Here is a 26222-nt window from a genome sequence, read left to right on the forward strand (position 1 = left end):
AGCTCATTTTACATCAAAATCAAACATTATAGAACCGTCAAGATATCCCTTGAGATTGTCACCTACCTTTACTTCTCCTACTCCTGCTGGCGTACCTGTAAAAATCAAATCACCAATTTTAAGCGTAAAGTATTGTGAAATGAAGCTAATCAGATAGTCAAACGAGTAAATCATCTTAGAAGTGTTTCCTATTTGCTTATTTTCTCCATTAACCTCAAGGTTAAAATTCAAATCTTTCATATCGTAGTTTTCCTTAGGGAAAAACTCAGAAATAGGAGCGGAGCCATTGAAGCCTTTGGCCAGATCCCATGGTAAACCCTTTTGCTTTAACTCAGACTGAATATCACGTGCGGTAAAGTCTATACCTAAGCCTATTTCGTCATAATATTTATGAGCGAATTTCTCTTGAATATTTTTCCCAAGCTTGCAAACTTTCAATACGACTTCTACCTCATGATGGATAGAATTTGAGAAAGTAGGATAATAAAATGCCTCGTTTTTCCGTAAGATTGCTGAATCAGGTTTTGAGAAAATAACGGGAGCCGTCGGGAAATCATTTTTTAGCTCTTCGATGTGATCAACATAATTTCTTCCTACACAGATAATTTTCATCCTTTTTCGTTTTCTTACGTATCTTTTTTACAAATTTACCAAATACAGAATAAACAAACGCTTAATATTTTTAGAAAGAATTGCACCTTATTATGAAAAGAATGAAAAATTTATTTCTCGGAGTTTTTGCCCTTGGCTTTATAGCCATGTCTTGCCAGAGAGTACCTCTGACAAACCGCAAGCAGTTTGTTGGTATGGTTTCTTCAGACCAGATGATGGAATTGAGTTTTGCACAGTATAAAGGTTTTAAAGACACTTCCATGGTAGTTCCATTGAGAAAAGCCGATGCAGCACAAGTGGCTAGAGTGGGTTCTAGAATTAAGAAGGCTGTAGAGGATTATTTAATACAGAATAATTACAGTTCGGCCATTGATGGTTATAGATGGGAGTTTATTACTGTGGAAAATAGTCAAGTCAATGCATGGTGTATGCCAGGCGGAAAGGTTTGCTTTTACACAGGGATTTTACCCATTTGTGAGTCTGAGGATGGTATAGCCGTGGTTATGGGACACGAAATAGCCCATGCTATTGCAGAGCATGGTAGAGAACGAATGAGCAGAGCGATGGTGGCTCAGGGGCTTACTCAAGTTGGAGCGGTAGCTGCAGGAGTGATTACCAATAATGAGCAGGTTATGAATACAGCCGGACAAGTATTAGGTATAGGTACGCAACTAGGTGGTGTGTTACCTAACAGTAGAAAACAAGAATCTGAATCGGATCAGTTAGGGTTAATATTTATGGCCATGGCAGGATATAATCCTTCAGAAGCTGTGGCGTTTTGGAAGAGAATGGCAAAGGCAGGTGAAGGTTCGCAAAAACCGCCACAATTACTATCGACACACCCTGCGGATGCTCAAAGAATTGCTGATTTAGAAGCATTGCTTCCAAAGGCTATGAAATATTATTACGCTTACGGAGGAAAATAAGTAAAGAATTATTTCGGAGGAATTCCGTTTTTAAAATGTAGGTCACGCTGAGGGAATGGTATTTCAATGCCATTCTCTCTGAATTTACGGACAATCATAAATCTCAAATCCGACTTAGTATTTTCAATTAAAAAGCCATTTCTGCTCCAGAAAAGTAATTGGAAATCTAGAGAACTATCTCCAAAATTAACTAAGCGAACTACAGCGGGGTTAATGGTAGTGATGGTAATATCTGGATGTTCTGCGGCACACATAGAGAGTATTTCTTTAACCTTGTCAGGATTGCTATCATAGGATACACCTACTGTTACCGAGAATCTCGTTAATGTAGCATTGTGGCTCCAGTTGACCACGTTTTCTACAATGAACTTATGATTTGGTACTATGATAATAATACCTTCTCTTGTTTGTATTTCACTGGTTCTGAGGTTAATCTTAGTCACTTTTCCTATTAACCCTCCATCCACCTCCATAATGTCTCCTATTTTTACGCTACCTTCTACCAGTAGGAAAATACCTGAAACGATATCAGAAAATATTTGCTGTAGGCCTAATCCTAAACCAACCAGTAAAGCGGCAGAACCTGCCAATAATATAGTAACCCTAACGCCAAGCGTCTCTAAAATGAGCACAAAAGCTAAAGTGGATATAAAGTATTTAAAGAGTAATTGGAAACTTTGACTATTTCTAGCATCTATTCTTTCTCTTTTTACCAATTTGTTTAGAACAGTTTTGAAAGATAAGATTATCAGTTTTGTGATTAATATAATCAATAGCACAATCATAACGTGTGCCAAGTCAAAGTGGTAATCCTTATATTGGAAAAAAGTATAGTCTAGAATGTCTTTTAGTTTTTTCAATTTTGAACAATATTTACTTTATCCGTTTTCAACCTAACATTTAACCATGCTTTCATTTTATTAAGATCGGAGGTCCTTATAGGGGACGCTGAATGAATGTAAAACATGGTTACAGTATCCTTTGGGGCATCTTTATGATGCACTATCATGGTATTAAAGGCACTTGCTACTATTTTCGGATATTGAACCTCTAATTCCTTACAGACATCATCTTGGATGAGTTGGTTACTTTTAAATGAAGATAACTCTTTTTCCAGTAGACTGATTTTTTCATCTTTATTTTTAACCAATTCCTCATTCCTCCGGTATAAATCTTCAATAATTCCTGTCCGCATACTTTCAGCGTCAGGTAGATCAAGATTCTGTTGATTCTGCCTAATAATCAATTCAGCACCCTCCAAATTATAATCTGATAACTCTGATTTTAACCTGTCAATTTCACTTTCAGGAAGGGGTGAACCAAATAAGTATACTTCTATTTTGTTCTCTTTAGGAGTTATTTGCTCCTCTATGACGTTGGAATCCTTATAATTAAACTCATTATCTATAAAATTACTAGCATTTCGAGCAAAAATACTTCGTTTCACAATATCAACGGCCATGAATACACTTGGCACTAATGTCACAACAGCAACAACAAACACATAGGAACGCATCTTTTTTTGGCGTGCTTCATCTACCCATTTCTTGCTAGGTATTTTCAAGAAACGTATGATAATCATACTGGAAATACTAATAAACACGCTATTGATGAAAAACAAATAGAAAGCACCTAAAAAGTAGGCCAAATTCATTGTAGCTATGCCATAACCAGCCGTACATAGCGGTGGCATTAAGGCTGTGGCAATGGCCACACCAGGAATGGCATTGCTTTTATCTTTTCTAGTGAAAGCGACTATTCCCGCTAAACCACCAAAAAAACTGATGATAACATCCCAAACCGTAGGAGTAGTTCTAGAAAGTAATTCCGACTGTGCATCACTGATAGGTGACAAGGCAAAATATAGGGCAGAGGCTAATACGGAGATTATAACCGCAGTGGCCAAACTTCTGAAGGACCTTTTGATAAGTTGAAAATCATAAATCCCGACACCTAAACCCAATCCAATAATGGGACCCATTAATGGCGAGATAAGCATGGCTCCAATTACGACAGCAGTGGAGTTCATATTTAAACCCACAGAGGCCACTATGATGGCAAACATTAAAATCCAGAGGTTGGTACCTCTAAATTCTACCCCAGCCTCTATACGCTCAATAATTTCATTATAGGAGGCTCTATCAGATTCTAGGTCAAGAAATCTTTTTGCTAGGCCTCTTACTTCATTCCAGATTTGTATCATAAAAAAACTCCGTGAATGGTTTATTCACGGAGTCAATATTAGAAGTAATTCTTCTTAATTTAAAACTTTTTGAATCAATTCGGCAGCATCTTTCAATTTCACTGCAGAAAATACTTTTAAACCTGATTCATTGATAATTGCAGCACCTTCTTCTGCATTTGTTCCTTGTAGTCTTACTACAATTGGGACTGGAATTTCTCCTATAGTTTTGTAAGCCTCAACAATACCTGTAGCTACTCTATCACATCTTACAATACCACCAAAAATGTTAACGAAAATCGCTTTAACATTTGGGTCTTTTAAGATAATTCTGAAACCAGCTTCTACCGTTACAGCGTTAGCAGAACCGCCTACGTCTAGGAAGTTAGCTGGCTCTCCACCGTAAAGTTTGATAATATCCATTGTAGCCATAGCCAAACCAGCACCATTCACCATACAACCCACGTTTCCGTCAAGTTTTACATAGTTCAAGTCACTTTCAGAAGCTTCTACTTCCATTGGATCTTCCTCCGCTTTGTCTCTTAAAGCTAATAATTCTGGATGGCGGTAAAGAGCATTGTCGTCCAAATCTACTTTGGCATCTACTGCTAAAATTTTATCGTCAGATGTTTTTAAAACTGGGTTAATTTCAAACATAGCAGAATCCGAAGCTTCGTATGCTTTATATAAAGAGAAAATGAATTTAACCATCTCTTTATTAGCTCCACCAGTTAAGCCCAATTTGTTGGCCACTTTTCTTGCTTGAAAAGCTTGTAAGCCTACTCTTGGGTCAATCCACTCTTTGAAAATTAACTCAGGAGTGTTCTCAGCTACTTCTTCAATGTCCATTCCACCTTCAGTAGAAGCCATGATGACGTTACAGCTTTTTGTTCTATCTAAAAGAATAGAAATGTAGAATTCTTTCGGCTCACTATCTCCAGGATAATAAACGTCTTCAGCTATTAATACCTTATTAACTACTTTTCCTTCAGGACCTGTTTGGTGTGTCACCAAAACATTCCTAAGAAGGTTGCTTGCAGCAGTTTTAGTGTCTTCAGCAGATTTAACTAGCTGCACACCACGTTGCTCCATTCCCACTATCTGGCCTTTTCCTCTTCCACCAGCATGGATTTGAGACTTAATGACAGCAAATTTTGAATCTGTCATTTTTGCAATTTCCTTATAGGCCGTAACTGCACTTTCAGGAGATTCAGCAACGATTCCTCGTTGGATTCTTACCCCATATTTGGCTAAAATTTCCTTACCTTGGTATTCGTGAATGTTCATTATTTGAGATTAAGAGAATTGAACTTTTCTAATTTTTGGGCAAATTAGGGAAATAATCGTTTCATTCATAAGATAAAAAGCTAAAAACTGATAATATTGTTTATTAAAACAAGAGAATTACATGCTCAAAGCAGAAGGTATTTATAAAAAATATGGTGAATTAGAAGTTTTGAAAGGGATTGACCTTGAAATAGCTTCTGGTGAAATAGTGGCCATAGTGGGGCCTTCGGGGGCAGGAAAAACAACATTACTTCAGATACTGGGCACATTGGATTCATCGGATTTAGGGAAGATTTTCTTGGACAATATGGAGGTGAGTTCTATGTCAGAAAAAGAAATAGTAAAACTTAGAAATGAGAAACTAGGCTTTGTTTTTCAGTTTCATAACCTCATGGCGGAACTTACGGCATTAGAGAATGTCTGCTTGCCAGGCTGGATAGGAAAAAGAAATGAAAAAGAAGTTAAGAAGAGGGCTTCTGAGCTCTTGGCTACTTTAGGATTGAAGGATAGGAGTGAGCATTTACCTTCAGAACTTTCTGGTGGTGAGCAGCAAAGAGTAGCTGTGGCCAGAGCGTTAATAAACTCGCCTAAAATTATTTTTGCCGACGAACCTACCGGTAATTTAGATACTCAAAATGCCCTTGATTTACATAATTTGCTTTTAGATATAAGGGCGAAATTTAATTGTGCTTTTGTGATTGTCACGCATAATAAAGAATTAGCCGATATGGCAGATAGGGTAATCACGCTCAAAGATGGTAGAGTGGTTTAGTTTGGTATTTGTGTGATGATGTGAAGAATTAAGTAGGAATGGGAAACAAAATGTACACTAAATATTCCAACAAAAGTTTTAATCAAGACTATTAGAAATTGACAAATGGGCTCAAAAAAGCAAAAACTTTACATAATACTTTGTGGTATCTTCTTAACCAATGCCATTACGGCAGAAATTATTGGGGCCAAGATATTTAGTTTAGACCAGACCTTAGGTTTTGATGGCTCGGGTTATTCTGTTTTAGGTTTTGATTTGAGTTTTGCTTTAACTGCTGGAACACTTAATTGGCCTATCGTTTTTATTGTTTCCGATGTAATCAATGAATACTATGGAAAAAAAGGTGTAAAGTTTATATCTTACTTAGCCGCGGCTCTTATTACTTTTAGTTTTTTAGTCATTTATCTTGCGGTATATGTTAAGCCCGCAGCATTCTGGCTGGATGTAAATGCTATAGATTCTAACGGACAGTCTATCAATATTAATGAAGGCTTTAAGATGATTTTCAGGCAGGGGCTTGGTATTATCATAGGAAGCTTATCAGCCTTTTTAATAGGTCAGATATTGGATGCATTTGTTTTTCATAAACTAAGAAAAATAACAAAAAATAGATTTATCTGGTTAAGAGCTACAGGTTCTACCGTGGTTTCGCAGCTTATCGATTCTTTTGTAGTAATTTTTATCGCCTTCTATGTTTTCGGAAATTGGTCTTTAGAGCAGGTAGGGCAGGTTTCTACCAATAATTATATCTTTAAATTCTTTATAGCCATAGCTCTAACACCTCTTATTTACCTTGCTCATTACTTGATAGATAAATGGCTTGGAAAAGAAGAGTCGGATCAATTAATTGATGCAGCTACTTCTTCTGACTAATAATTTCAGGGAAATCCATTTGACTGGTTGCAGAGCAACCTCCCGAGCACGATGCACAACCAGCTCCTTCAGAAGAAAACTGTTTGTAAACCATTCGTATGAGGTAGCCTAAGGCCAACCCTGACAGTGCAATAATGACTATGTTTTCTATGACGACCATTCTCCTTTGCAAATTTTAATGTGTGCAATATGATGAGCTCCATGCCAAGCATAAAGAGCCATCACACTTTCCAATGTGAAACTATATTCCGTCTCTGGGTGAACGTAACTTCTGTTTAAAGTTTCTTCGTCTAAGTTTTCTAGAAGTGCTACCACTTTGGCATGAATAACCTTTAACATATCTATAGAAAGCTGAATGGGCAGATTGTAATCTGGTAGTTCCGCCCACCTGTCTTCAAAATATGCCTTTATCCTAGGTGAATCTTCTGTTAAAGTCCATTTAAGACGTATTAGCATATTCATGTGACTGTCTGCAATATGGTGCACTACCTGTTGAGCAGTCCAGCCATCAGGTCTGTAAACATTAGATAGTTGTTCATCCGTAATACCAGCAGCAACTTTTTCTAATTCGCTTGGAAAGTCTTTAAGGATGCTTAGAAATTCTGCAACCTCTTCTTTGCTGTAATCCTTCTTAACTTTGAATTTACCGATTGGGTATTGAAAATCAATCATAATACTATAATTGTGTTTGTATTTAAAACATTTACTTATCTATAATGGTTCTGAGTTGGTCTTCCGTTTCCAGATAAAATACGATCGTAGAAGTACCGTACCGGCTATAGGAATAATAGCAGGATGAAAGCCCTGTGGTAGAAATGAAAACCCTACTATCACAATAATGGCTAAAATGACCTGAATTAAGAAAAGTTTGCTAATAATCGACTGGCTATCAGCCTTTTTGTTTAGAAATAAAACCAAAGGAAAAACAGGAGGGAAAGCCCAAAGTAAATTTAAGTTTTGATTCATTACGCCATGGTCTGTTAAAAACCAAAGAACAAGAAGAAACCAGCCTGTTACTCCTGTGAGACTAAAGAGGAGCTTATCCATCCAGAGATACCACTTCTTTCTCTGGTATTCTATAAATGTTATATAAGCTACCATCAAGAAAATGATGCCAAATAAAAGAAAAGGCTTTATAAGAAATGACGAATGCTCAAGGGTATAAGGGCTTAATTCCTTTTTTGTTTTCACAAAACTCACCCATTTACCATCACTAAACACCTTTGCCGAATCCATGGCATGCATTAAGTTATCAGGAATAAACATGGCTCTTAAAGCGTTTGTTTTTTCGTCTGACGGCAGTCCTAAAGCAAGGTTCATTCCGAACTCCGTCCAGTCGTTTTTGCTTTTCCTGTTGTATATATCCAGCCAATCTCTAAAACTCTGGTCTGCATTTAGGGTTGGGCTCAGTTTTAATTTTTCTCCAGCTACGGTTTGAAAAACGTCTCTAACTCTGGAAGCACAGTTATCATAAAAGAATTTGTAATTGTACTTTCTGTTTTCAGGTTGATAATTATGAAGTAGAAAATCAAATACCTGTTGTTTTTGGGTAGAATCTAACCTTAAAACTTGTTCCGTAACACCACGTCCGTCTTCTGTCCAGCTGGGTACTTCGTCTCTAAAGTTATAAGCACCAATCTGATAGGGTAGGGTACCTTTTAAGAATTTAAGATAGAAACCCTCGGTTCTAAAATCGAAAACGCCATAGTTGAAATTCACATCTATGCCGTTTTGAGGGTCTTTTACCCTTATGGCTGTATGGCCAGCAAAAGAGAATAATTCCTTTCCAGGAGAAATGGTCAATAAGGATACTTCGCTGTTTTGCGATAGCGTTTGACAAAAAAGTCTGTTGCCCGAAAAGGACAACAGACTAAATATGAGCACTAAATATTTTATGTTCATTCTTATCTTAAAGTAAGCAATACTAAGGCTCTACAGTTTGAGTTTTCCCTTTTTTAGAGAAACTTAGTTCTTCAGATTTACCATCATAGTCTACATGAATGACATCTCCTTCTTTCAACTGACCTTTCAGAATTTCTTCAGCCATTGGGTCTTCCACATATTTCTGGATGGCCCTGTTTAACGGTCTGGCTCCATACTGTTGGTCGTATCCCTTTTCTGCAACATAGTCTTTGGCTGCATCTGTTACTTCTATCTCATAACCCAGACCGTTGATTCTTACGAATAACTTTCTAAGCAAGATATCTATAATCTGATGAATAGACTCTTTCTCTAGAGAATTGAAAATGATAACATCATCCAGTCTATTTAAGAACTCTGGTGAGAATGTTTTTCTCAAAGCACTCTGAATGGTGCTTTTCACAGCCTCGTCCTGATTATCTTTTCTAGCTTTGGTGCTGAAACCAATGCCAGCTCCAAAATCTTTCAAATCTCTAACACCAATATTAGAAGTCATGATGATAATGGCATTTCTGAAATCCACCTTTCTACCAAGGCTATCTGTTAAAACACCGTCGTCTAATACTTGAAGTAAAATATTGAAAATATCTGGATGTGCTTTTTCGATTTCATCCAAAAGGATTACCGAATAAGGCTTTCTACGAACTTTTTCTGTAAGCTGACCACCTTCTTCATAACCCACATATCCTGGAGGGGCTCCTACCAATCTAGAGATACTGAATTTCTCCATGTACTCACTCATATCTATTCTGATAAGAGCTTCGTCGGAGTCAAACAAATATTCTGTCAGTGCTTTCGCCAATTCCGTTTTTCCTACACCGGTAGGACCTAAGAAAATGAACGAGCCAATCGGTTTTTTCGGGTCTTTAAGGCCTACTCTCGTTCTTTGAATGGCTTTCACCAGTTTCTTAACGGCTTCATCCTGACCAATGATTCTATTCTTAAGAGAATCACCCATTTTGAGCATACGCTCACCTTCATTCATATTAACTTTGTTAATCGGAATTCCAGTCATTTGGGCAATAACCTCACCTACGTTATCTTCTGTAACGAGATGCCTCTTTTCTTTACTTTCTTCTTCCCAAGCTAGCTTAACACGGTCTAGTTGGTCTATCAGTTTCTTTTCTTTGTCGCGAAGCTGAGCGGCTTCTTCATAACGCTGACTTTTAACTACAGCATTTTTCTCTACCTTAATATTCTCTACAGCCTCTTCTAGTTCGATGATTTCTTGAGGAACATGAATGTTATTGATATGGACTCTTGCACCCACTTCATCAATCACATCAATGGCTTTGTCTGGTAAAAATCTGTCAGAAATATATCTATCGGAATATTTTACAGCAGCAGCAATAGCCTCCGGCGAATAATTCACATGGTGGTGCTCCTCGTACTTATCCTTGATGTTATTCAAAATCTCTATGGTTTCATCTACAGAAGCAGGATCCACCATGACCATTTGAAATCTTCTAGCCAATGCTCCGTCTTTTTCTATATATTGACGGTACTCATCAAGCGTAGTAGCACCAATGCACTGAACTTCGCCTCTGGCCAAAGCAGGTTTAAACATGTTTGAGGCATCTAGAGATCCACTGGCTCCACCAGCACCTACAATGGTGTGAATTTCGTCAATGAAAAGTATGACATCTTTAGATTTTTCTAATTCAGCCATTACCGCTTTCATTCTTTCTTCAAACTGACCTCTGTACTTTGTACCTGCCACTAATGAAGCTAAATCTAATGTTACTACCCTTTTGCCGTATAATACCCTAGAAACTTTCTTCTCCACAATTCTCAATGCTAAACCTTCGGCAATGGCTGTTTTACCCACACCAGGCTCACCAATAAGTATTGGATTGTTCTTTTTTCTCCTAGATAATATTTGAGCTACTCGCTCTATTTCTTTTTGTCTTCCTACTATTTGGTCCAATTTACCAGCCTCTGCCATTTTGGTTAAATCTCTACCAAAATTATCTAGAATAGGTGTTTTAGATTTCTCAGCACCTTTGGCATCTCTCGAGCCAGTGGCACCTTTTCCAGGATTAGAGAAAAGTCTTCCTTCCTCGTCATCGGTATCTGGGTTTTCCATACTTGGACTTTCGCCTGTCAATTGGTATTCCAGCATTTCTTTAATCAACTCATAGTTTACCTTGAATCTGTTCACTATTTGACATCCTAAGTTGTCTGAGTCTCTTAAGATAGCCAGAAGTAGGTGTTCTGTTCCAATAACTTCCGAACGGAATATCTTGGCCTCAAGATGAGTGATTTTTAAAACCTTTTCAGACTGCCTTGTGAGCGGAATGTTTGCAAGGTTTTTAATATTATTAGTGGCTGTGCCACGTGTCGCAGATTCAATGCTCTGCTTCAAGTCAGTAATTTTGATGCCAGTTTTCCTGATCAGTTCTAAACCCATACCATCGCCTTCGCGAATCATGCCTAGAATCAAATGTTCGGTGCCAATGTAGTCATGACCCAAACGCAAAGCCTCTTCTCTCGCTAAGGAAATTACTTCTTTTACTCTCTGTGAAAATTTGGGTTCCATTTATTGATATTTAGTACACGCTATTCGTGTTAGTTTCAAATATAACGAAAATAGGATGTTTACTGTTCACTCAGACTTTGATTTGTTAAGTAACGGTTAGCTTCAGGTCCTTTGCAAAACAGTAAATCTATTATAGATAGGTTAGGTACAAACTCATTGCCAAAGTTCTGTAAATACGGTTCAAAATGAAAATTGGATGGTAAAACCTTTGATTTTATGTTAATTAGGACTTTGGCGGGCGTTTTTGGCTCCTGACATATTGTCTGCTTGTATTGAAGGGCTTTCAGACAAAATGTCAAACTATCTATTTGAAGATCTAATAAGAAATTGTATTTTTTTTCGAAAATTGGCATCATCAGGTAGTCATAATATTGATAGAAAGGCGAACTTCGGTAAGCGGCTTCCAAAGTTCTTTTATGGGTTCGTTGCCAAGGCATTCTGTTATCGATCGTCACTTCTTGACTAGGTGTAACGGTGGAGCTGGCATGCACTGGAACGATTAAACTTTCCTTTTTATTTGCTCCAAGAATATTGCTTCTATTGCGGTAAGTCTGCTTCACATAAATGTCATCTGCATTTAAGGCTATCACATCTGTTTCCACAATTTTTTGAAAATACGCGATGCATGGCAAAAAATTTGGAGTAAATAACATATGAGGTAATAGCCGTTTTAGCATGAAGCAGATAATGAGTTTCTCAAACTTATAATATTTAGTTTTTATATCGTTTTAGATTTATGAAAACATTCAATATTTAGTGGAAATTGACATTTTTTTGTCAAAATTGCTGCGTTTCCAGATTTTAGGATGCTAGAGCATCTTATCTTCAAGTTTATAATTTCTGTGCTTTTACGCTTTATAGATAAAATGACTTTCAACAAACGAAATCCTAATAAGTTTTTTTTCCTGCCAATGTTACTTTTGGCATTTTTAAACAGTATTGATTCTTCAGCTCAAAAGAGAATTTACTTGGAAGCAGCTGACTCTTTTAACGGTGAGCTGGTAAAAGTGGAGTGGCGTGCAGAGTCTAGAAAAACGGGTCATTCTTATGTAATTAAAACGGAGGATAAGCGTCAGTACTTCGATATTAACAAAGAGGACGAGGTTCAGTTAAAAACTATCAATGACTTTTATTATGTAGAGGAAAAGCTACTCCTAGAGCCTGATGTTTCGGACGGTGATGAGGTGAAGGTCTCTGTGGAGAAAAGGCCAACGGCAACATTACATATTGCTGCAGTAGATATACTCAGTAGTAGAAATGAACCTGCAGCTTTTGAAGTGTTTTTTGAAGGTCGTATGATAGGAAGGGGCAATACCACTAGAAATGCCCCAAGATATGATTTGATAGTAAAACAGGCAGGCTCTTATCAAATTAAAACCAATGCAGCTGGTTTTTCTGAAAGTACAGAAATGATAGAAGTGCAAATAGGAAATCCTTCTAATCAAATAGAAAAGATGATTTCGCTAGCTAAACCAGGTAATGAAGTTGCCGTTAGGTTTACAGATGAGCAAACTGGTTCATTGGTAAGTACCAATGTAACCATAAAAGAAACGGCTTCAGGTAAAATAGTTTATGATAAAGTATCCCCTAATGGTGTGGTTCTATTTACCTTCAAAAATGGGATTAATTATGAAATAAAAGGTACTTCGGAAAACTATAGAGAATATAATAAGACCATTGAAGGGGCTCAAAGAGAAGATTTGAAAGCCATCATGCGTCCTTATGCTTACATTGAATTTATTATTATAGACAGTTATACCAAGAAACCTATCCCCGCTTTTATTAAAATGGTTTCCCCAAGCGGTGTTAGTAAATCTTTTGTATATAAGACGGGTGAAAAAATAAGACCCGATGAAACGGGAAATTATAAAGTGGAAATACAGAGCGATGGCTACGTGCCTAGTTCTGGAACTGTGGGTGTAGCCAGTCTTTACGGTAGTAGTGTACAGCCTTCCTATAGTTTGGTAGAAGCAGATAAACAGTTTTACATTCAGGTCATTGATCATTATAGTAAGAAGCAAGTGACGGAGGCTATTTTTAGAGTTTTTGGGCCGGGAGGAGAGGAAGTGCCTGGTGTGAAAAAAGATGATAAGGGTATTTGGTATTTCATTACCGATCCAGAAAAAAGCTATTTTATAGAAACTGGTGGACTAGGATATCAGAATGTTACCAAAGCTTTAAAAGAAGACAATAAGAGATTTGACATAGAGCTTTATTGGACTCCAGAGGTTACGCATTCCTACACCTTGTTGGAGCGTTTTACCAATAAGCCTGTTTCTAATGCAGATTTGAAAATTATTACCGAAAAGGGGGAGGAATTGTTTGTTTACAACACCAAAAAAGATGGCGTTTTTCTGACAAAAATGAATCAGAAACGAAATGTCAATTACTCCATAACCGCGGAAGGTTATCAATCCGATGTAGTGCCTAAAGTACTTACTAGTAACTCACAAGAGTTGTATTTGACAGCTGTAGGGGTAGAACAGTATGAGTTAAATATTATTGACTTTCTTAGTAAAGAAGTTTTAAATGCCAATGTAAGATATTTTCTTGGCGAGCAAGAAATGACATTGATAGGAGCTGCATCAGAGGGCAATAAGAAAATATATTATGGACAGGGAAAGCCATACGCTTTGGAGGTGAGATTAAAGGATTATAGCCCGTTTATAGGGCAAATAAAGCCCGACATGGTGAAGGGCAAGGTCGTTGAGGTGATGCTCAAAAAAGACAAATATCCCGTAAAGTTTAAGATTGAAAATATTGAAGATAATGCGGAGTTAAGAAATTTGACATTTCGCATCAATGCGGATAAGGGCGATAGAATTCCAGAGAAGTTTTCTGCAAAAGAGAAATTGTATGAGGCCGATTTGATACTTGAAACACAATATTCTTTAGAGTTGATTAAAGATGGATATGAAAGGTATTCTGAAACCTTTTTCCTAAAAGATTTAGCCAATTCAAACTATATAAAATCTATTAAGCTGATAAAGCTTCCGGCACCAATCAAGGAAGAGGTGAAAGTGGCAGCGGTGATACCTGAGCCAGTGAAAGAGATTCCTAAGCCTAAAGTAGAAGAACAGAAAACGGTGGTAGTTTCTGTGGCGAAGGAAGAACCTGTGGCCATTAAAAAGCCAGAAGTTGTGAAAGAAAAGCCGGCTTTTGAGTTGCCTTCAAGTGTCAATCAAATGGCTTCCGAATTTTCTAAAAAGGAGTCGTTAGGGAAACGTTACTTATTGGAGCAAGTGTTCTTTGATCAAGGTAGTTCTAAAATAAGAGATTCTGAAGTAAAACAGTTGAACGAGCTGGCTCAAAGCTTAAAAGAAAACAAAGAGCTCATTATTGAAATAGTAGGTTATACGGATAACGTAGGAGATCCGAGGCTAAACCTAGGCTTGTCGGAATTCCGGGCTAAGGCGGTTGCAAACTATTTGTTTTTTAAAGGAGCTGATCCAGACAGAATACAGAGTAAAGGTTTTGGTCAAGAGAAATCTGTAGCAGATAATGATACCGAAGAAAATAGGGCTAAGAATAGGAGAGTGGAAATGGTGCTTATAGAAAATTAAACCTATTCGGCTTTAGCGGCAGCCCTTTTCAATCTGTCGTTTACGGCCATACCTAAGCCAGTTTCAGGAACCAACTCTATTAAGACTATATCAATGTCTAACTGGTCTAAAAACCTCAGGCCTTTAAAGAGGTTTTGGGCTGCTTCTGTTACATTGCTATTTTTAGATAATAGGAATTGGTTTTCGGAAGGTAAAAAGTTTAAAACTTCAGCAAACCCTAAGAATCCAATTCTATTCGGATTGATTTCTTGATTTGAAGTTAAAAACTGGTCCTTGAAAAAGACTTGCTTTTTGGGGGCATAGTGCGATTTAAGCATTCCTGGAGCTGCAGGATTGGAGCTAGAATGTTCTTTCAGATTGACCTTCCCCACTACTTTTTCAATTTCCTCTATAGCCAAACCACCTTTTCTGTAAACAGTTAATTTATGGTTTTCAAAACCAATAATGGTAGATTCTAGACCTACTAAACACTCCCCTCCGTCTAATATATAATCTACCTTATCGCTAAGTTGGTGTTCTACATGCTGTGCGGATGTAGGACTTATATAACCAAACGGATTGGCAGAAGGAGCTGCTAATGGAAAATCTAAGAGCCGCAACAAATCTAGGGTTAAAGGATGTTTAGGAATCCTTACGGCCACTCTATCTAAACCAGAAGTTACCAAATCTGAAATGATATTTTTCTTCGGCAACAAGATCGTTATTGGGCCTGGAGAAAAATGACTTAATAGCAGTTCTAGGTCTAAGGGAATGTATTCCACAAAGTTTTTAACTTTTTCTATAGTGTCCGTATGAACAATGAGTGGATCAAAAGAGGGTCTATTTTTGGCCTTAAATATTTTGGTAACTGCGGCATCGTTGAAGGCATTTGCGGCTAAACCATATACAGTTTCGGTTGGTATGGCCACCAACCCTCCATTTTGAAGGGCGTTTTTCGCTTTAGATAAATCCTGTCCTATATCTGCCATTTATAACTTCTTTTCAAAATATAGAACGGTGGCATCAGGATTATAATTATATGCTCTTGTCTTAGAAAATCCCAAGCTTTTATATAGTTCAATGGCTGGTGCTAGTCTTTCGATGGTGTCTAACTTCATGATTTCATATCCCTTATTTTTGGCTTCCTCGAGTAGGGCAGAAGCTAATTTTCTTCCATTCCCATTTTTTCTACCTTCTGGAGTAATATATAAGCGTTTCATTTCGCATACGCCTTCTTCTAATTTCTTAAGCCCCACCGCACCTTGAAGCTGTTTGCTTTGATCTTCTAAAACCAGAATGCACCCTTCTGGTTCGCTATATACACCTGGAAGCTGTAAAAGTTCATTCTCAAAATCTTGAAAACATAAATCTACATTTAGCTCTATGGCGTAATCTCTAAAAAGCTGTCTAACAGTCTCAATTTCATGTGAGTCTGATTTTCTAACAATCATATTGGAAATAGTTTTCTGGGTAATTAACTTCTTCTAAAGTAAGTCCATGTGCTTTAGCTGCACTTCCAGCCATGGTTCGATCATTAGAATCAAGCACTTTTTGGAACTCTTCTATAGACATACGTCCCTGCCCTACATCCATAAGTGTTCCAACTATAGCTCTCACCATCCCTCTTAAAAATCGGTTGGCCGTAACATGAAATTCTAATTGAGAACCGTATTGAAACCATGCTACGTTTTGAATGGTGCATCTATAATTATTGACTTCAGTTTTTACTTTACTAAAACATTCATATTCTGTATGTTTTAACAAAAGTTTAGATGCTTCATTCATGATTTGTACATCTAAATCTCTTCTAAAATAAAGAGAATTTTCAAGAGAAAATGGGTCTTTTTGAAGGTTAATGCGATATATGTATTTTCTGCTGACAGCGTCAAACCTGCTATGCTTAAAATCTTCCAAACGGACTATACGGGTTATTGAAATATCTTTAGGTAGGAAGCTGTTTAATTTCCATTTGAGGTCTGTGGTAGACATCTTTAATTCTTCTAGCTCAAAATGGGCATATTGCTGTCTGGCATGAACTCCAGTATCTGTTCTACTGCTCCCATTAATTCTGATGGGGCTTTGTAAAATTCTACTCAAACCATCTTCTATGCACTCTTGTACACTAATTTCTCTTGGTTGTATCTGCCAACCATGGTATTTTGTTCCTAAATAACTTGTTTCTAAAAAGTATCGCATTCCTAAGATTTGTGCAAAATTAAACTTTTAGTCCGTCTGGAATACTTAATTTTAGTCCAAATCTTATTTGTCAAATAGACTCAGAATTTTTTGGAATACTTTATTATTAATAAACCATTCGGCATGTTATCGCAATTTACCTCTGAGGGAGGACATATTTCTTTAAAAGATTTAGACTTTCATTTTCCTAAAGATGTTTATCCCGTAGGTAGGTTAGACCATGATAGCGAGGGTCTTTTGATATTAACCAACGACAAAACCTTAAACCAGAAAGTCCTAAATCCCAAATTTAAGCTGTTTAAGACATATTTGGCACAGGTGGAAGGAGAATTAACAGATAAGGTTTTTAAGGAGTTAGAATCTGGGGTAGAAATAAAGCATAAAGGAAAAAATCATTTTACAGCCCCAGCAAAGGCCAGAGCCTACGATGGTGAGATTCCAGAGGAAAGAAACCCTCCTATAAGATTTAGGAAAACGGTTCCTACCAGCTGGCTAACTTTATCCATTGCCGAAGGAAAAAACAGACAAGTAAGAAAAATGACAGCTGCGGTAGGTTTGCCTACCTTGCGGCTTATTAGAATTAAAATAGGTGAACTTTCCATTGAAAATTTAAAGTCTGGTGAAGTTCAGGAGTTTACTTATGACGGAATAAAAGAAATCTTTGTTTAAATAATGTTTGAAAGGCTTTAGAGCCTGCCTTATTTTTGTGGCTCAATTACTAACAATCATGGATTACAGAATAGAAAAAGATACTATTGGAGAAGTGCAGGTTCCTGCAAACGTTTATTGGGGTGCCCAAACTCAGCGTTCCATTGAAAACTTCGATATCGCCAGAGATATCAATAAAATGCCGAAAGAAATCATCAAAGGCTTTGCCTACTTAAAGCATGCTGCCGCTTTGACAAATTTGGATGCCGGCGTTTTGGATAAAACAAAGGCAGATTTGATTGGAAAGGTTTGTGAGGAGATATTGGAAGGTAAATTAGACGATTCATTTCCCCTAGTTGTTTGGCAAACAGGTTCTGGTACACAGAGTAACATGAACTGTAATGAAGTGATAGCATACAGGGCTCACGTCTTAAACGGTGGTGAGTTGACCGATAAAACCAAGGTTTTACATCCGAATGATGATGTCAACAAATCTCAGTCTTCTAATGATACTTTTCCTACGGCCATGCATATTGCTGCCTATAAAATCTTAGTGGAATGTACTATACCTGGAATAGAGAAACTGAGAGATACTTTGGCTGCAAAGTCTAAAGAATTTATGAATGTGGTGAAGATAGGAAGAACCCACTTCATGGACGCCACACCTTTAACACTAGGTCAGGAGCTTTCTGGCTATGTTTCTCAGTTAAATCATGGTATCAAAGCCATCAAAAATTCTTTTGACCATTTGTCGGAATTGGCACTTGGTGGAACGGCCGTGGGTACAGGAATAAATACGCCAAAAGATTATTCTGTAAATGTAGCGAAGCATATCGCTAATTTGACGGGTCTTCCTTTTGTAACTGCGGAAAATAAATTTGAGGCTTTAGCCGCTCACGACGCCATTGTAGAAGCTCACGGAGCTTTAAAAACGGTTGCTGTAAGTTTAATGAAAATAGGAAACGACATCAGAATGCTTTCTTCTGGGCCAAGATCTGGAATAGGAGAGATAGCCATTCCCGCAAATGAGCCAGGTTCTTCTATCATGCCGGGAAAAGTTAATCCTACCCAAAGTGAAGCCATAACTATGGTGGCAGCTCAGGTTTTAGGAAACGATGTGGCTATAAACGTAGGTGGAGCAAATGGCCATTTTGAGTTGAATGTTTTCAAACCAATGATGATTTTCAATTTCCTTCATTCGGCCAGGTTAATAGGAGATGCCTGTGTTTCTTTCAACGATAATTGTGCCGTGGGTATTGAGCCATTGTACGATAATATTAAACGTCAGTTAAATAATTCTTTGATGTTGGTTACGGCCTTAAACCCGAAAATAGGTTATTATAAAGCGGCCGAAATAGCTCAAACGGCTCATGAAAGAGGCTCTTCTTTGAAGGAGACGGCTATTGATTTGGGTTACCTAACCGCAGAAGAATTTGACCTTTGGGTAAGGCCTGAAGATATGGTTGGAGAATTGCCTAAATAATTGTTACTTTTGTTTTATACAAAAAACCATACTCATGAAGAAAATACTTATTGCTCTGTTGATGTCGTCTGTATTCTTGTTTAGCTCTGGTTTTGGAGCGGTCGAGAATAATAGTTATGTGCAGTCTGAAGTTCAAAGTAGTAATTCTTCGAATGGAATGAAAGTTTCTCAAAATGAGGAGACTTCTTCATTAATGATTTCTGAACAGGCCTTAGAAGAAACTTTATTATTAAAGCCTTCTAAAAGTTTATCAGAAAAGGTGGGTGTTTTTTTGGTTGATTCATTCATTTCGGTTTTGAAGTGTGTTTCAGCTTTTATTATTAATCTGATACATTAATATAGTTTTTATAAACTATCTCTATAGATAAAGGCGTTGCTATTATGCAACGCTTTTTTTATGAATAAACTGCTTACTTTTTTATTAATTTCTTTTGTAATATTAGGCTGTAAGTCTAAAGATACTGTTCCTCTTAATGAACTTTCCAATGTGGCATTTGTAGTCTCTGGTGGTTCAAAAACAGTAGAAGTCATAGATTTAATAAATCAGGAAGTGGTGAATAGTTATCTTCTCACCAACGATTCTGAGCGGTTTCCCCACCATGTTTACTTATCAAGAGATAAGAAAATGTTGGCTATAGCTAATCCCAAGTACGACTTTTCTAACGGTCATTTAGGACTCCATGGAAAGGAGATAGGAGGTGGCGTGATTATTCTAAATGCCCATTCTGGAGCCAAACAACTAGCGTATGATGTGCCTTTCGCCAATCATAATGCTCTTTTCTCTCCAGACAATTCAGAGATTTGGACCACTGGAATGAGTCATTCAGGAAAGGCGTTTATTCATGACGCCGCCACAGGAAACGCTAAAACAGAAGTGCTTTTAGATGCAGACCCTTCAGAAATCATTTTTACAACAGATGGAAGAAATGCTGTGGTGAGGAGTGGAGAAAGTACTTTTCTTCAATTTGTGGATGTAGCTGCGAAAGAATTAGTGAAAATAGTGAAAGTAGATTTATCTGCAGGGAATGTTTGGGAAGGCTATGATAACATCGTTTTGGTCTCTAATTCAGATAAAAAATCAGTCAATTTTGTGAATACAGATAGCTATGTGGTCACAGATTTTATAGACTTTAATTTTTCTCCAGGTTTTTTGACTTTCAATGTTTTAACAAAAGAGTTATGGGTTTGCAATTCAGTTGGGAACAGTGTAGAGATATTTAAGAAAGAAGGAGGAGTTTGGGCCAACACCCACAAATTAGAATTTGCGGATGCCGACCCTCACATGATTAAATTTTACGAAGCCGGAGAGAGAGCATTGCTCATCAATCAAAAAGAAAATACTGCTGCTTTTATAGATACAGAAACCAAAGAAGTTTTAAAGACGATAACGGTTGGTCAAAAACCTAACGGAATTGCCATTCTTTAGTTCTTGGCTGGAACGCTTGCTCTTAAGGCTGTGATTCCTTTTTCTACAGCTTCTTTAAAGAATGGATAGACTGGGTCGGTAGCACCTAAGTTTTGAGCTTTTAAAGCCATTTTAAGTGCGTCCGTATTTCTACCCATTTCTTTTAGTATAACAGATTTAATCCAAGTGTTTCTAAAAGTCTCTTTTAATAAAATGGACTTATCGGCATATTCTAGGGCTGTGCCTAAATCCATTTTTTTGTTCACCATATATTCCGCAGCTTGCTGAAAAGCACCTGCAGCTTCATCATTTCTTGTGTTTACTTCTGAGATTATAGTGCTTTCATTATCCACAGAAAGTGGTAAACTAACACCCGTGTGCTCCCAGTAAATATTTAATCTAGCCATGTCTTCGTGGACATCGGAAATATCTATTGTGAAGGTTTCAGTAAAGTCTACTTTGTTAGGTTTTACTGAAACGATTAATGCATTTTTAGATTTGTCGTAATCGTTCTGTGTGGTGTTGATTTCGGTATTAAAAACCACTTTCCACTCTTGCTCGCCGGGGATAGATAAAATGGCGTATTCTCCTGCCTTTAGTGTTTGACCACTAATTTTAATATCAGTAGAAATCTTTATCTTTGTGGCGGCATTGGCACCTGTACGCCATATTTCACCATATTTTAATAGACCACCAAAAATGGTTCTTCCTTTAACACCAGGTCTAGAGTAGTCTACAGATATTTTGGTAACTCCGATGGTTTGAGAAAAATTGGCTCCCGGACTAGGTTGTGGTGTAACCTGAGCTTGAAGGTGAAATGACATAAATGCCAGAAGAATTAAACTTAAAATTGATATTTTCATCGATTGTGTTTTTTGTATAGAACTATAATTGTTAAAAGATATTTCAAAACTACCATTTTAATGAACAGAAACGACCTCATTTCATATTTGAAAAAATATGTAGCATTTAATCCTGAAGAAGAATTAATGAAGGAAAGGTTGCTTGATTTTGTAGAAAAGCATCAAAATTGTTTTGATAGAGAGCTTTTAATAGGTCATGTTACGGCTTCTTGTTGGGTGGTAAATGAGCATAAAACAGAGGTACTTTTGATAAATCATGCGAAACTAAATAAGTGGCTGCAGCCCGGTGGACACTGTGATGGAGATGCCGATGTTTATGCCGTTGCTAAAAAGGAATTGGTAGAAGAAACGGGTTTAATGCCTTTATTTGATAATTCTGCAATTTTTGATGTAGACATCCACGACATACCCGAAAGAAAGGGTGTGCCATCTCATGAACACTTTGATATTAGATTTTTATTTGTGGTAGACCAAAACCATCCCTTAATGCAAAATCATGAAACCAACGGAATGGCATGGTTGTCTCTAGATAAAATTCAAGACTTTACAAAAGAGGAGAGTGTCCTAAGGATGAGAAATAAAATGACTTTTTAATGTATTAAATCTGTATAACTATTCAATAAAGATTCTCTCAGTGGCAGAAAAGTTATCGTTAAAAACTCTTAGAATATACAAGCCAGCGGCCAATTCATTCTTATTTAAAGCCAATTCAAATAAATTTCTTTTAAACGTATCTGAGTAAACTTGTTTCCCTTTGGCGTTGGTTAGAACCACATTGAATGTCGCCCCAGGATCTGTTTTTGTGACTAAAACTTTCACATTCCCGTTACTTTCAGTAGGATTAGGGAATACAATAATATCTTTTTCGGTGTTATGAACCAATCTTTTCAATGAAGCCAATTCATAGGCCCTCTCAAAATTAGGAATTCCATAGCCTAATATATTATCGGGTTGGTTTGCCTGTGTTCCAGACGCCAGCAAGGTTTCTCTAATTTCTGTTGCTGTTAAATCAGGGAAAGCTTGTCTCAGTCCAGCCACAAGGCCAGTAATCAATGGAGCGGCAAAAGAAGTGCCATTTGATGTTCCAACAAAATTACTAGGATAAGCTACCGTGGTTCTTCCACCTTGAGCGGCTATTTCTGGTTTGATTCTATTATCTGCACTTGGGCCTATAGAACTAAAGCTCACATAATTTTGGTCTGCGTCTACTGCGGCAACTGCTATTACAGAATCCCCATCTGCAGGGGCGGTGATATATTTCCATGCTTTGTTTCCTTCATTTCCAGCGGATACCACTACTATAATACCTTTCGCCGCCAACCAGTCAGCCGCTCTTGTAATCAGTGCTTTGTTCCCATCTAAATCTGCATAAACGTAGTCTTGTTCACTGCCATCAAAGTCTGCGTACCCTAGTGATGATCCCACAATATCGACGCCTATAGAATCTGCTCTTTCTGCTGCAAAAAGCCAATTGGCTTCTTCCAGTTTAGTTTCAGAAGCTACATTTTCGGTGGTGTATAATACAAAAGAAGCATCAGGAGCAGTTCCCACCATTTGCCCATCTAGTTTGGCTGCGATGCAGCTCAAAACGGAGGTGCCATGAGAATGGGCGTCGTAAACAGAAGTGCTGGTATTGACAAAATTAAAAGTTTCAAGAACTCTTTTTTCTGCAAAAAGACTTTCAAAGACATCTAATTTATCGGCATTGGAATAGCCAGAATCTAAAAGGCCAATTAAAACACCTTTTCCTGTGTAATTTTTCTGATGCATAACATCTGCCCCTAGCATAGCCAATTGATTAGATGAAGTTCCTGGGTCAATGGTTGGTATCTCTCCTAAACTCATATTCCCAGTTTTTATCCTAGCTGATGCTTTTTCAAGTCCTAGGGTGTAGTTACCTTCTAGACCTTTTACAAAAGACATAGCCAGAACCTCGCTTAATTTTTCTTTAGGAATATCTATCAGTGCTGCGTTTAACCATTTGCTAGTGAATTTTACGGCTATGCCGGCAGACTGAAGACTTTTTAGGTATGCTGGATTAACAGGTAAATCTTGTTCCGTAATATTTATGCCTTGTTTTTGCCTTCTCTCCACAGAACGAATGGATAAAAACTCTTGAGGTTTTTCTATACTATAAGGGCTACTTGATTTGTCTTTGAAAACAACAAGATACTTATTTTGACCAAAAAGAAAGGTACTTTGCGTAAGCAGCAAAAGCAATAATGACTTTTTCATATAACAGTTTATAAGAATAAAAATACGAAACTGCGTCTTACGAAGATGTTTTTGTATGATTCTTTTTGAAAAACAGCCAGAAAAAAGAATTATCCTGATTCTTATTTGCCTTTTATAAAGGTGGCATCTGTAATTTTTCGTTAGTAAATCAAAGGATCTTTAGGCATTAAAACTTTTAAGAATCCAACCACCACCTATCACGTCATCCCCTTCATAAAAAACGGCTGCCTGACCTGGAGCAATCGCACTGATAGGTTCGTTAAAAATAACTTCCATTTTATCATTCCCTATCTGAGACGCCATGGCTGCCGCAGCAGGAGTTTTGTATCTTATTTTGGCAAAAGTCTCCTTTGGCTGACCCAGCAAGTCTGTATACTTCTGCATATTGAGTTTACCTACATGCATGGCATTTTTGAATAAGTGCTTTTCAACTCCAAGTATAACTTCATTGGTGTCTTTTCTGATTTCTGTAACGTAAACTGGATATCCCAAAGCAATGCCCAAGCCTTTTCTTTGACCTACTGTGTAGAAAGGGTAGCCTTCGTGCTTTCCTACTTTTTGACCAGATTCTAAAACAAAATCGCCGCCTTTTACGCGTTCTTCCAAACCATCCACTCGTCTTTTAAGAAATCCTCTGTAGTCATTATCAGGAACAAAACAGATTTCATAAGATTCAGATTTGTTAACGAGGTCATAGAAACCTCTTTCCACGGCCATTTCTCTTATTTCTTTTTTTGTAAGCTGCCCTAATGGAAGTTGTGTTCTGGAAAGGCTGTCTTGAGAAATTCCCCAAAGCACATAACTTTGGTCTTTTAAGTCATCTTTTCCTTTCGATATGACAAACCTGCTATTTTCTTCTCTTATATTGGCATAATGTCCAGTTGCTAAAAATTCACAATCCAAATTATTAGCTCTTCTTAAGAGAGCATCCCATTTTACGTGGGTATTACACAAAACACAAGGGTTTGGCGTTCTTCCTTCTAAGTATTCACCGGTAAAATGGTCTATGACGTAATCGCCGAATTCTTCTCTGATGTCTAGTATATAATGTGGGAAGCCGAGGTTTACAGCAATATTTCTTGCGTCGTTTATGGAATCTAAGCTACAGCAGCCTGTTTCTTTTTTGCTTCCTCCAGAGGCGGCATAATCCCATGTTTTCATGGTCATTCCTATAACCTCATATCCTTCTTCGTGCAGTAATACTGCTGCCAGAGAGCTGTCAATACCGCCACTCATGGCCACTAAAATTCTTCCGTGTTTGCTCATTGAACTAAATGGGTTGAACGCCCATCGTTTATATTTTAAATAAAATTCCTTTTGTCCAAGACTGATTATCAAATCCTGCGAAATACAAAGGTACAAACAATAGAAAGTGAAATGAGCAGATTTTAGTTCTTTAAAATGTTTTAATCTTGCTAATTGACATTAAATGGCTATCGCAATCATTTAATTATCTTCTTGAATTATTGTTTTGTCTTAGGTCTTTTAAGGATTAGAACCCTATTTTTGCGACAAATAAAGCAAACTATGTTAAAGAGAGAAGTATTGGTCAATGGCATTTCTAACCTTTCAGATGCACGTTATTGTGCGGGGATGTTTGTTGATTATTTATGTTTTGAATTAAATTCAGAACATGCAGACCATATTCCTTTAGAGAAGATTATTGAAATTAAAAATTGGGTTAGTGGTCCCAAGATAGGAGGTAGGATAAGTAAGTGGCCTAAGGATATCACTAGTGAGCAGTGGTCAGGACTGGGTTTAGATTATTTGATAATTAGCCATCTAGATTTGGTAGATAGTGCAAAAGGAAAAGTCTCCGAATTGTTTTTTGAATTAACAGAAGAAAACTTAAGTTCAATTAATTTGGAGGATTTTGACCATGTTTTATGCTCTTCCCTACAGGTGGGCCAAGACGTAAATCACCAATCACTTTTTGTGGGTGGTGATGTGAATTTAGATAATCTGGAAGATTTTTTGAATATTGGTGCTTTAGCTGGAATTGCATTAACGGGTAATCATGAAGTAAGACCCGGTCAAAGCAACTATGAGGATTTAATGGATGTTTTGGAGGCTTTAGAAGAGGAAGATTAGACGTATAGGACATAAGGTAAAAAATGTCAAACATTAGATGTAGTAGTTTATCCAGTTTTGTAACCATTCGTGTAGTTTGTAATACATAGTACCACTTTGAGGTATACCTTTGAAATGAATTAATACAAATTATAAATGAAAAAGAATGAAAAAAAACTTAGAAGAATTAAGAACTCCGATTCGGTTTTAGGAGGCGTAACGCAGGGCTTAGGAGAGTATTTTGAGATTGACCCTACCATATTTAAAGTGTTATTTGTGGTTCTATTTTTTACTCCTTTACCCGTATTTATTACTTATTTAATTTTATGGGTAGTTTTGCCAGAAGAAGATAGAGCGTTTAGTTACGCCAATGACAATGACAACCCAGCACTTAAAACATCAAATTTTAATAATATGAGCAATCATTCATCAAAAAACGGAAATCTTGTAGGAGGTATTGTCCTTATCTCTTTAGGAGCCATTTTTGCCTTTCGTACATTCTTTGATATTAACTTATTCAGTTATATCGGTAAAATGTGGCCATTATTTTTAATCGGACTTGGCGTATGGATTATTATAAGAGATAAAGACGATAACGATAACTTTAAATCTAATTACAATCCTCCTTCAAACCCAGATCAAGGAACTTCAAATGTGGAAACATTTTAG

26 protein-coding genes are annotated in these 26222 nt (G+C 37.2%); 11 read left to right on the forward strand and 15 right to left on the reverse strand.

The genetic code is table 11. From position 1 onward, the window contains the following. Positions 1 to 3 precede the first annotated feature (3 nt). A complete protein-coding gene (locus ACSBFT_RS04460; protein WP_489603691.1) occupies positions 4 to 612 on the reverse strand; it encodes a fumarylacetoacetate hydrolase family protein in 609 nt (202 codons plus the stop codon). A gap of 101 nt (positions 613 to 713) precedes the next feature. Here ACSBFT_RS04460 and ACSBFT_RS04465 point away from each other — a divergent pair, with 101 nt between their 5' ends. After that, positions 714 to 1538 carry a M48 family metallopeptidase gene (locus tag ACSBFT_RS04465; RefSeq protein WP_463046148.1) on the forward strand — a complete coding sequence of 275 codons (825 nt, stop codon included), beginning with the start codon at positions 714 to 716 and terminating at the stop codon, positions 1536 to 1538. Positions 1539 to 1546: 8 nt separating this feature from the next. On the opposite strand, the gene ACSBFT_RS04470 is transcribed toward ACSBFT_RS04465, so the two are convergent. Genes ACSBFT_RS04470 through sucC form a run of 3 tightly spaced genes read right to left on the reverse strand, consistent with a single transcriptional unit; the run spans position 1547 to position 5007 of the window. Then, complete coding sequence (locus ACSBFT_RS04470) at positions 1547 to 2398, reverse strand: mechanosensitive ion channel family protein (RefSeq protein WP_489603692.1); 852 nt, start codon at positions 2396 to 2398, stop codon at positions 1547 to 1549. Further along, positions 2395 to 3741: a TIGR00341 family protein gene (locus ACSBFT_RS04475; RefSeq protein ID WP_489603693.1), complete on the reverse strand. Its 1347-nt coding sequence runs from the start codon at positions 3739 to 3741 to the stop codon at positions 2395 to 2397. The genes ACSBFT_RS04470 and ACSBFT_RS04475 overlap by 4 nt, the downstream gene beginning before the upstream one ends. A 54-nt stretch (positions 3742 to 3795) precedes the next feature. Next, a complete protein-coding gene (gene sucC, locus ACSBFT_RS04480; protein ID WP_489603694.1) occupies positions 3796 to 5007 on the reverse strand; it encodes an ADP-forming succinate--CoA ligase subunit beta in 1212 nt (403 codons plus the stop codon). A gap of 121 nt (positions 5008 to 5128) precedes the next feature. On the opposite strand from sucC, the gene ACSBFT_RS04485 reads away from it, so the two are divergent. Both ACSBFT_RS04485 and ACSBFT_RS04490 read left to right on the forward strand, forming a co-directional pair. Beyond that, entirely contained in the window at positions 5129 to 5779 is a 651-nt protein-coding gene (locus ACSBFT_RS04485) for an ABC transporter ATP-binding protein (protein ID WP_463046256.1), read from the forward strand. A 105-nt stretch (positions 5780 to 5884) separates the two neighbouring features. Next, positions 5885 to 6652 (forward strand): queuosine precursor transporter, encoded by a 768-nt coding sequence (locus ACSBFT_RS04490; protein WP_463046257.1) that lies wholly within the window; start codon positions 5885 to 5887, stop codon positions 6650 to 6652. Here ACSBFT_RS04490 and ACSBFT_RS04495 read toward each other — a convergent pair. From ACSBFT_RS04495 to ACSBFT_RS04515, 5 genes are read right to left on the reverse strand one after another with little or no spacing between them, the layout of a single operon-like run. Beyond that, a complete protein-coding gene (locus tag ACSBFT_RS04495) occupies positions 6636 to 6812 on the reverse strand; it encodes a FeoB-associated Cys-rich membrane protein (RefSeq protein ID WP_489603695.1) in 177 nt (58 codons plus the stop codon). The two genes, ACSBFT_RS04490 and ACSBFT_RS04495, sit on opposite strands and share 17 nt — an antisense overlap. Then, positions 6800 to 7324: a YfiT family bacillithiol transferase gene (locus ACSBFT_RS04500; RefSeq protein WP_463046259.1), complete on the reverse strand. Its 525-nt coding sequence runs from the start codon at positions 7322 to 7324 to the stop codon at positions 6800 to 6802. The genes ACSBFT_RS04495 and ACSBFT_RS04500 overlap by 13 nt, the downstream gene beginning before the upstream one ends. Positions 7325 to 7363: 39 nt before the next feature. After that, positions 7364 to 8554, reverse strand: a complete 1191-nt coding sequence (locus tag ACSBFT_RS04505) for a lipoprotein N-acyltransferase Lnb domain-containing protein (RefSeq protein ID WP_489603696.1) — start codon at positions 8552 to 8554, stop codon at positions 7364 to 7366. A gap of 22 nt (positions 8555 to 8576) precedes the next feature. Then, positions 8577 to 11111, reverse strand: a complete 2535-nt coding sequence (locus ACSBFT_RS04510) for an ATP-dependent Clp protease ATP-binding subunit (protein ID WP_489603697.1) — start codon at positions 11109 to 11111, stop codon at positions 8577 to 8579. A 59-nt stretch (positions 11112 to 11170) separates the two neighbouring features. Continuing rightward, positions 11171 to 11788, reverse strand: a complete 618-nt coding sequence (locus ACSBFT_RS04515) for a WbqC family protein (protein ID WP_489603698.1) — start codon at positions 11786 to 11788, stop codon at positions 11171 to 11173. A 189-nt stretch (positions 11789 to 11977) separates the two neighbouring features. Between ACSBFT_RS04515 and ACSBFT_RS04520 the strand changes: the two genes are divergently transcribed. Next, complete coding sequence (locus ACSBFT_RS04520) at positions 11978 to 14674, forward strand: OmpA family protein (RefSeq protein ID WP_489603699.1); 2697 nt, start codon at positions 11978 to 11980, stop codon at positions 14672 to 14674. Positions 14675 to 14676: 2 nt separating this feature from the next. Here the strand turns inward: ACSBFT_RS04520 and ACSBFT_RS04525 are convergent, their stop codons facing one another. From ACSBFT_RS04525 to truA, 3 genes are read right to left on the reverse strand one after another with little or no spacing between them, the layout of a single operon-like run. Further along, entirely contained in the window at positions 14677 to 15642 is a 966-nt protein-coding gene (locus ACSBFT_RS04525; protein ID WP_489603700.1) for an L-threonylcarbamoyladenylate synthase, read from the reverse strand. Then, complete coding sequence (locus ACSBFT_RS04530; RefSeq protein WP_489603701.1) at positions 15643 to 16104, reverse strand: GNAT family N-acetyltransferase; 462 nt, start codon at positions 16102 to 16104, stop codon at positions 15643 to 15645. Continuing rightward, on the reverse strand, positions 16094 to 16849 hold the full coding sequence (gene truA, locus ACSBFT_RS04535; RefSeq protein ID WP_489603702.1) for a tRNA pseudouridine(38-40) synthase TruA: 756 nt from the start codon (positions 16847 to 16849) through the stop codon (positions 16094 to 16096). The genes ACSBFT_RS04530 and truA overlap by 11 nt, the downstream gene beginning before the upstream one ends. Positions 16850 to 16939: 90 nt before the next feature. On the opposite strand from truA, the gene ACSBFT_RS04540 reads away from it, so the two are divergent. Genes ACSBFT_RS04540 through ACSBFT_RS04555 form a run of 4 tightly spaced genes read left to right on the forward strand, consistent with a single transcriptional unit; the run spans position 16940 to position 20406 of the window. Next, a complete protein-coding gene (locus tag ACSBFT_RS04540) occupies positions 16940 to 17518 on the forward strand; it encodes a pseudouridine synthase (protein ID WP_489603703.1) in 579 nt (192 codons plus the stop codon). A 58-nt stretch (positions 17519 to 17576) separates the two neighbouring features. After that, a complete protein-coding gene (gene fumC, locus ACSBFT_RS04545; protein ID WP_489603704.1) occupies positions 17577 to 18980 on the forward strand; it encodes a class II fumarate hydratase in 1404 nt (467 codons plus the stop codon). A gap of 34 nt (positions 18981 to 19014) precedes the next feature. Further along, positions 19015 to 19317, forward strand: coding sequence for a hypothetical protein (locus ACSBFT_RS04550; protein ID WP_489603705.1), 303 nt, complete (start codon positions 19015 to 19017; stop codon positions 19315 to 19317). A gap of 60 nt (positions 19318 to 19377) precedes the next feature. Further along, entirely contained in the window at positions 19378 to 20406 is a 1029-nt protein-coding gene (locus ACSBFT_RS04555) for a YncE family protein (RefSeq protein WP_489603706.1), read from the forward strand. Here the strand turns inward: ACSBFT_RS04555 and ACSBFT_RS04560 are convergent. After that, on the reverse strand, positions 20403 to 21248 hold the full coding sequence (locus ACSBFT_RS04560; RefSeq protein ID WP_489603707.1) for a DUF2911 domain-containing protein: 846 nt from the start codon (positions 21246 to 21248) through the stop codon (positions 20403 to 20405). The genes ACSBFT_RS04555 and ACSBFT_RS04560 overlap by 4 nt on opposite strands. Before the next feature lie 60 nt (positions 21249 to 21308). Here ACSBFT_RS04560 and ACSBFT_RS04565 point away from each other — a divergent pair, with 60 nt between their 5' ends. Beyond that, positions 21309 to 21842 carry an NUDIX hydrolase gene (locus ACSBFT_RS04565; protein WP_463045429.1) on the forward strand — a complete coding sequence of 178 codons (534 nt, stop codon included), beginning with the start codon at positions 21309 to 21311 and terminating at the stop codon, positions 21840 to 21842. An 18-nt stretch (positions 21843 to 21860) separates the two neighbouring features. On the opposite strand, the gene ACSBFT_RS04570 is transcribed toward ACSBFT_RS04565, so the two are convergent. Continuing rightward, the gene (locus ACSBFT_RS04570) at positions 21861 to 23483 is read right to left on the reverse strand and encodes a S8 family serine peptidase (protein ID WP_489603708.1); all 1623 of its coding nucleotides are present in this window, start codon (positions 23481 to 23483) and stop codon (positions 21861 to 21863) included. A 159-nt stretch (positions 23484 to 23642) separates the two neighbouring features. Next, on the reverse strand, positions 23643 to 24749 hold the full coding sequence (gene mnmA, locus ACSBFT_RS04575) for a tRNA 2-thiouridine(34) synthase MnmA (protein ID WP_489603709.1): 1107 nt from the start codon (positions 24747 to 24749) through the stop codon (positions 23643 to 23645). Positions 24750 to 25010: 261 nt separating this feature from the next. Here mnmA and ACSBFT_RS04580 point away from each other — a divergent pair, with 261 nt between their 5' ends. Beyond that, entirely contained in the window at positions 25011 to 25574 is a 564-nt protein-coding gene (locus ACSBFT_RS04580; RefSeq protein ID WP_489603710.1) for a hypothetical protein, read from the forward strand. 135 nt (positions 25575 to 25709) lie between these two features. Next, positions 25710 to 26222: a PspC domain-containing protein gene (locus tag ACSBFT_RS04585; RefSeq protein ID WP_463045425.1), complete on the forward strand. Its 513-nt coding sequence runs from the start codon at positions 25710 to 25712 to the stop codon at positions 26220 to 26222.

The sequence above is a fragment of the Arcticibacterium sp. SM2516 genome (assembly GCF_057914865.1).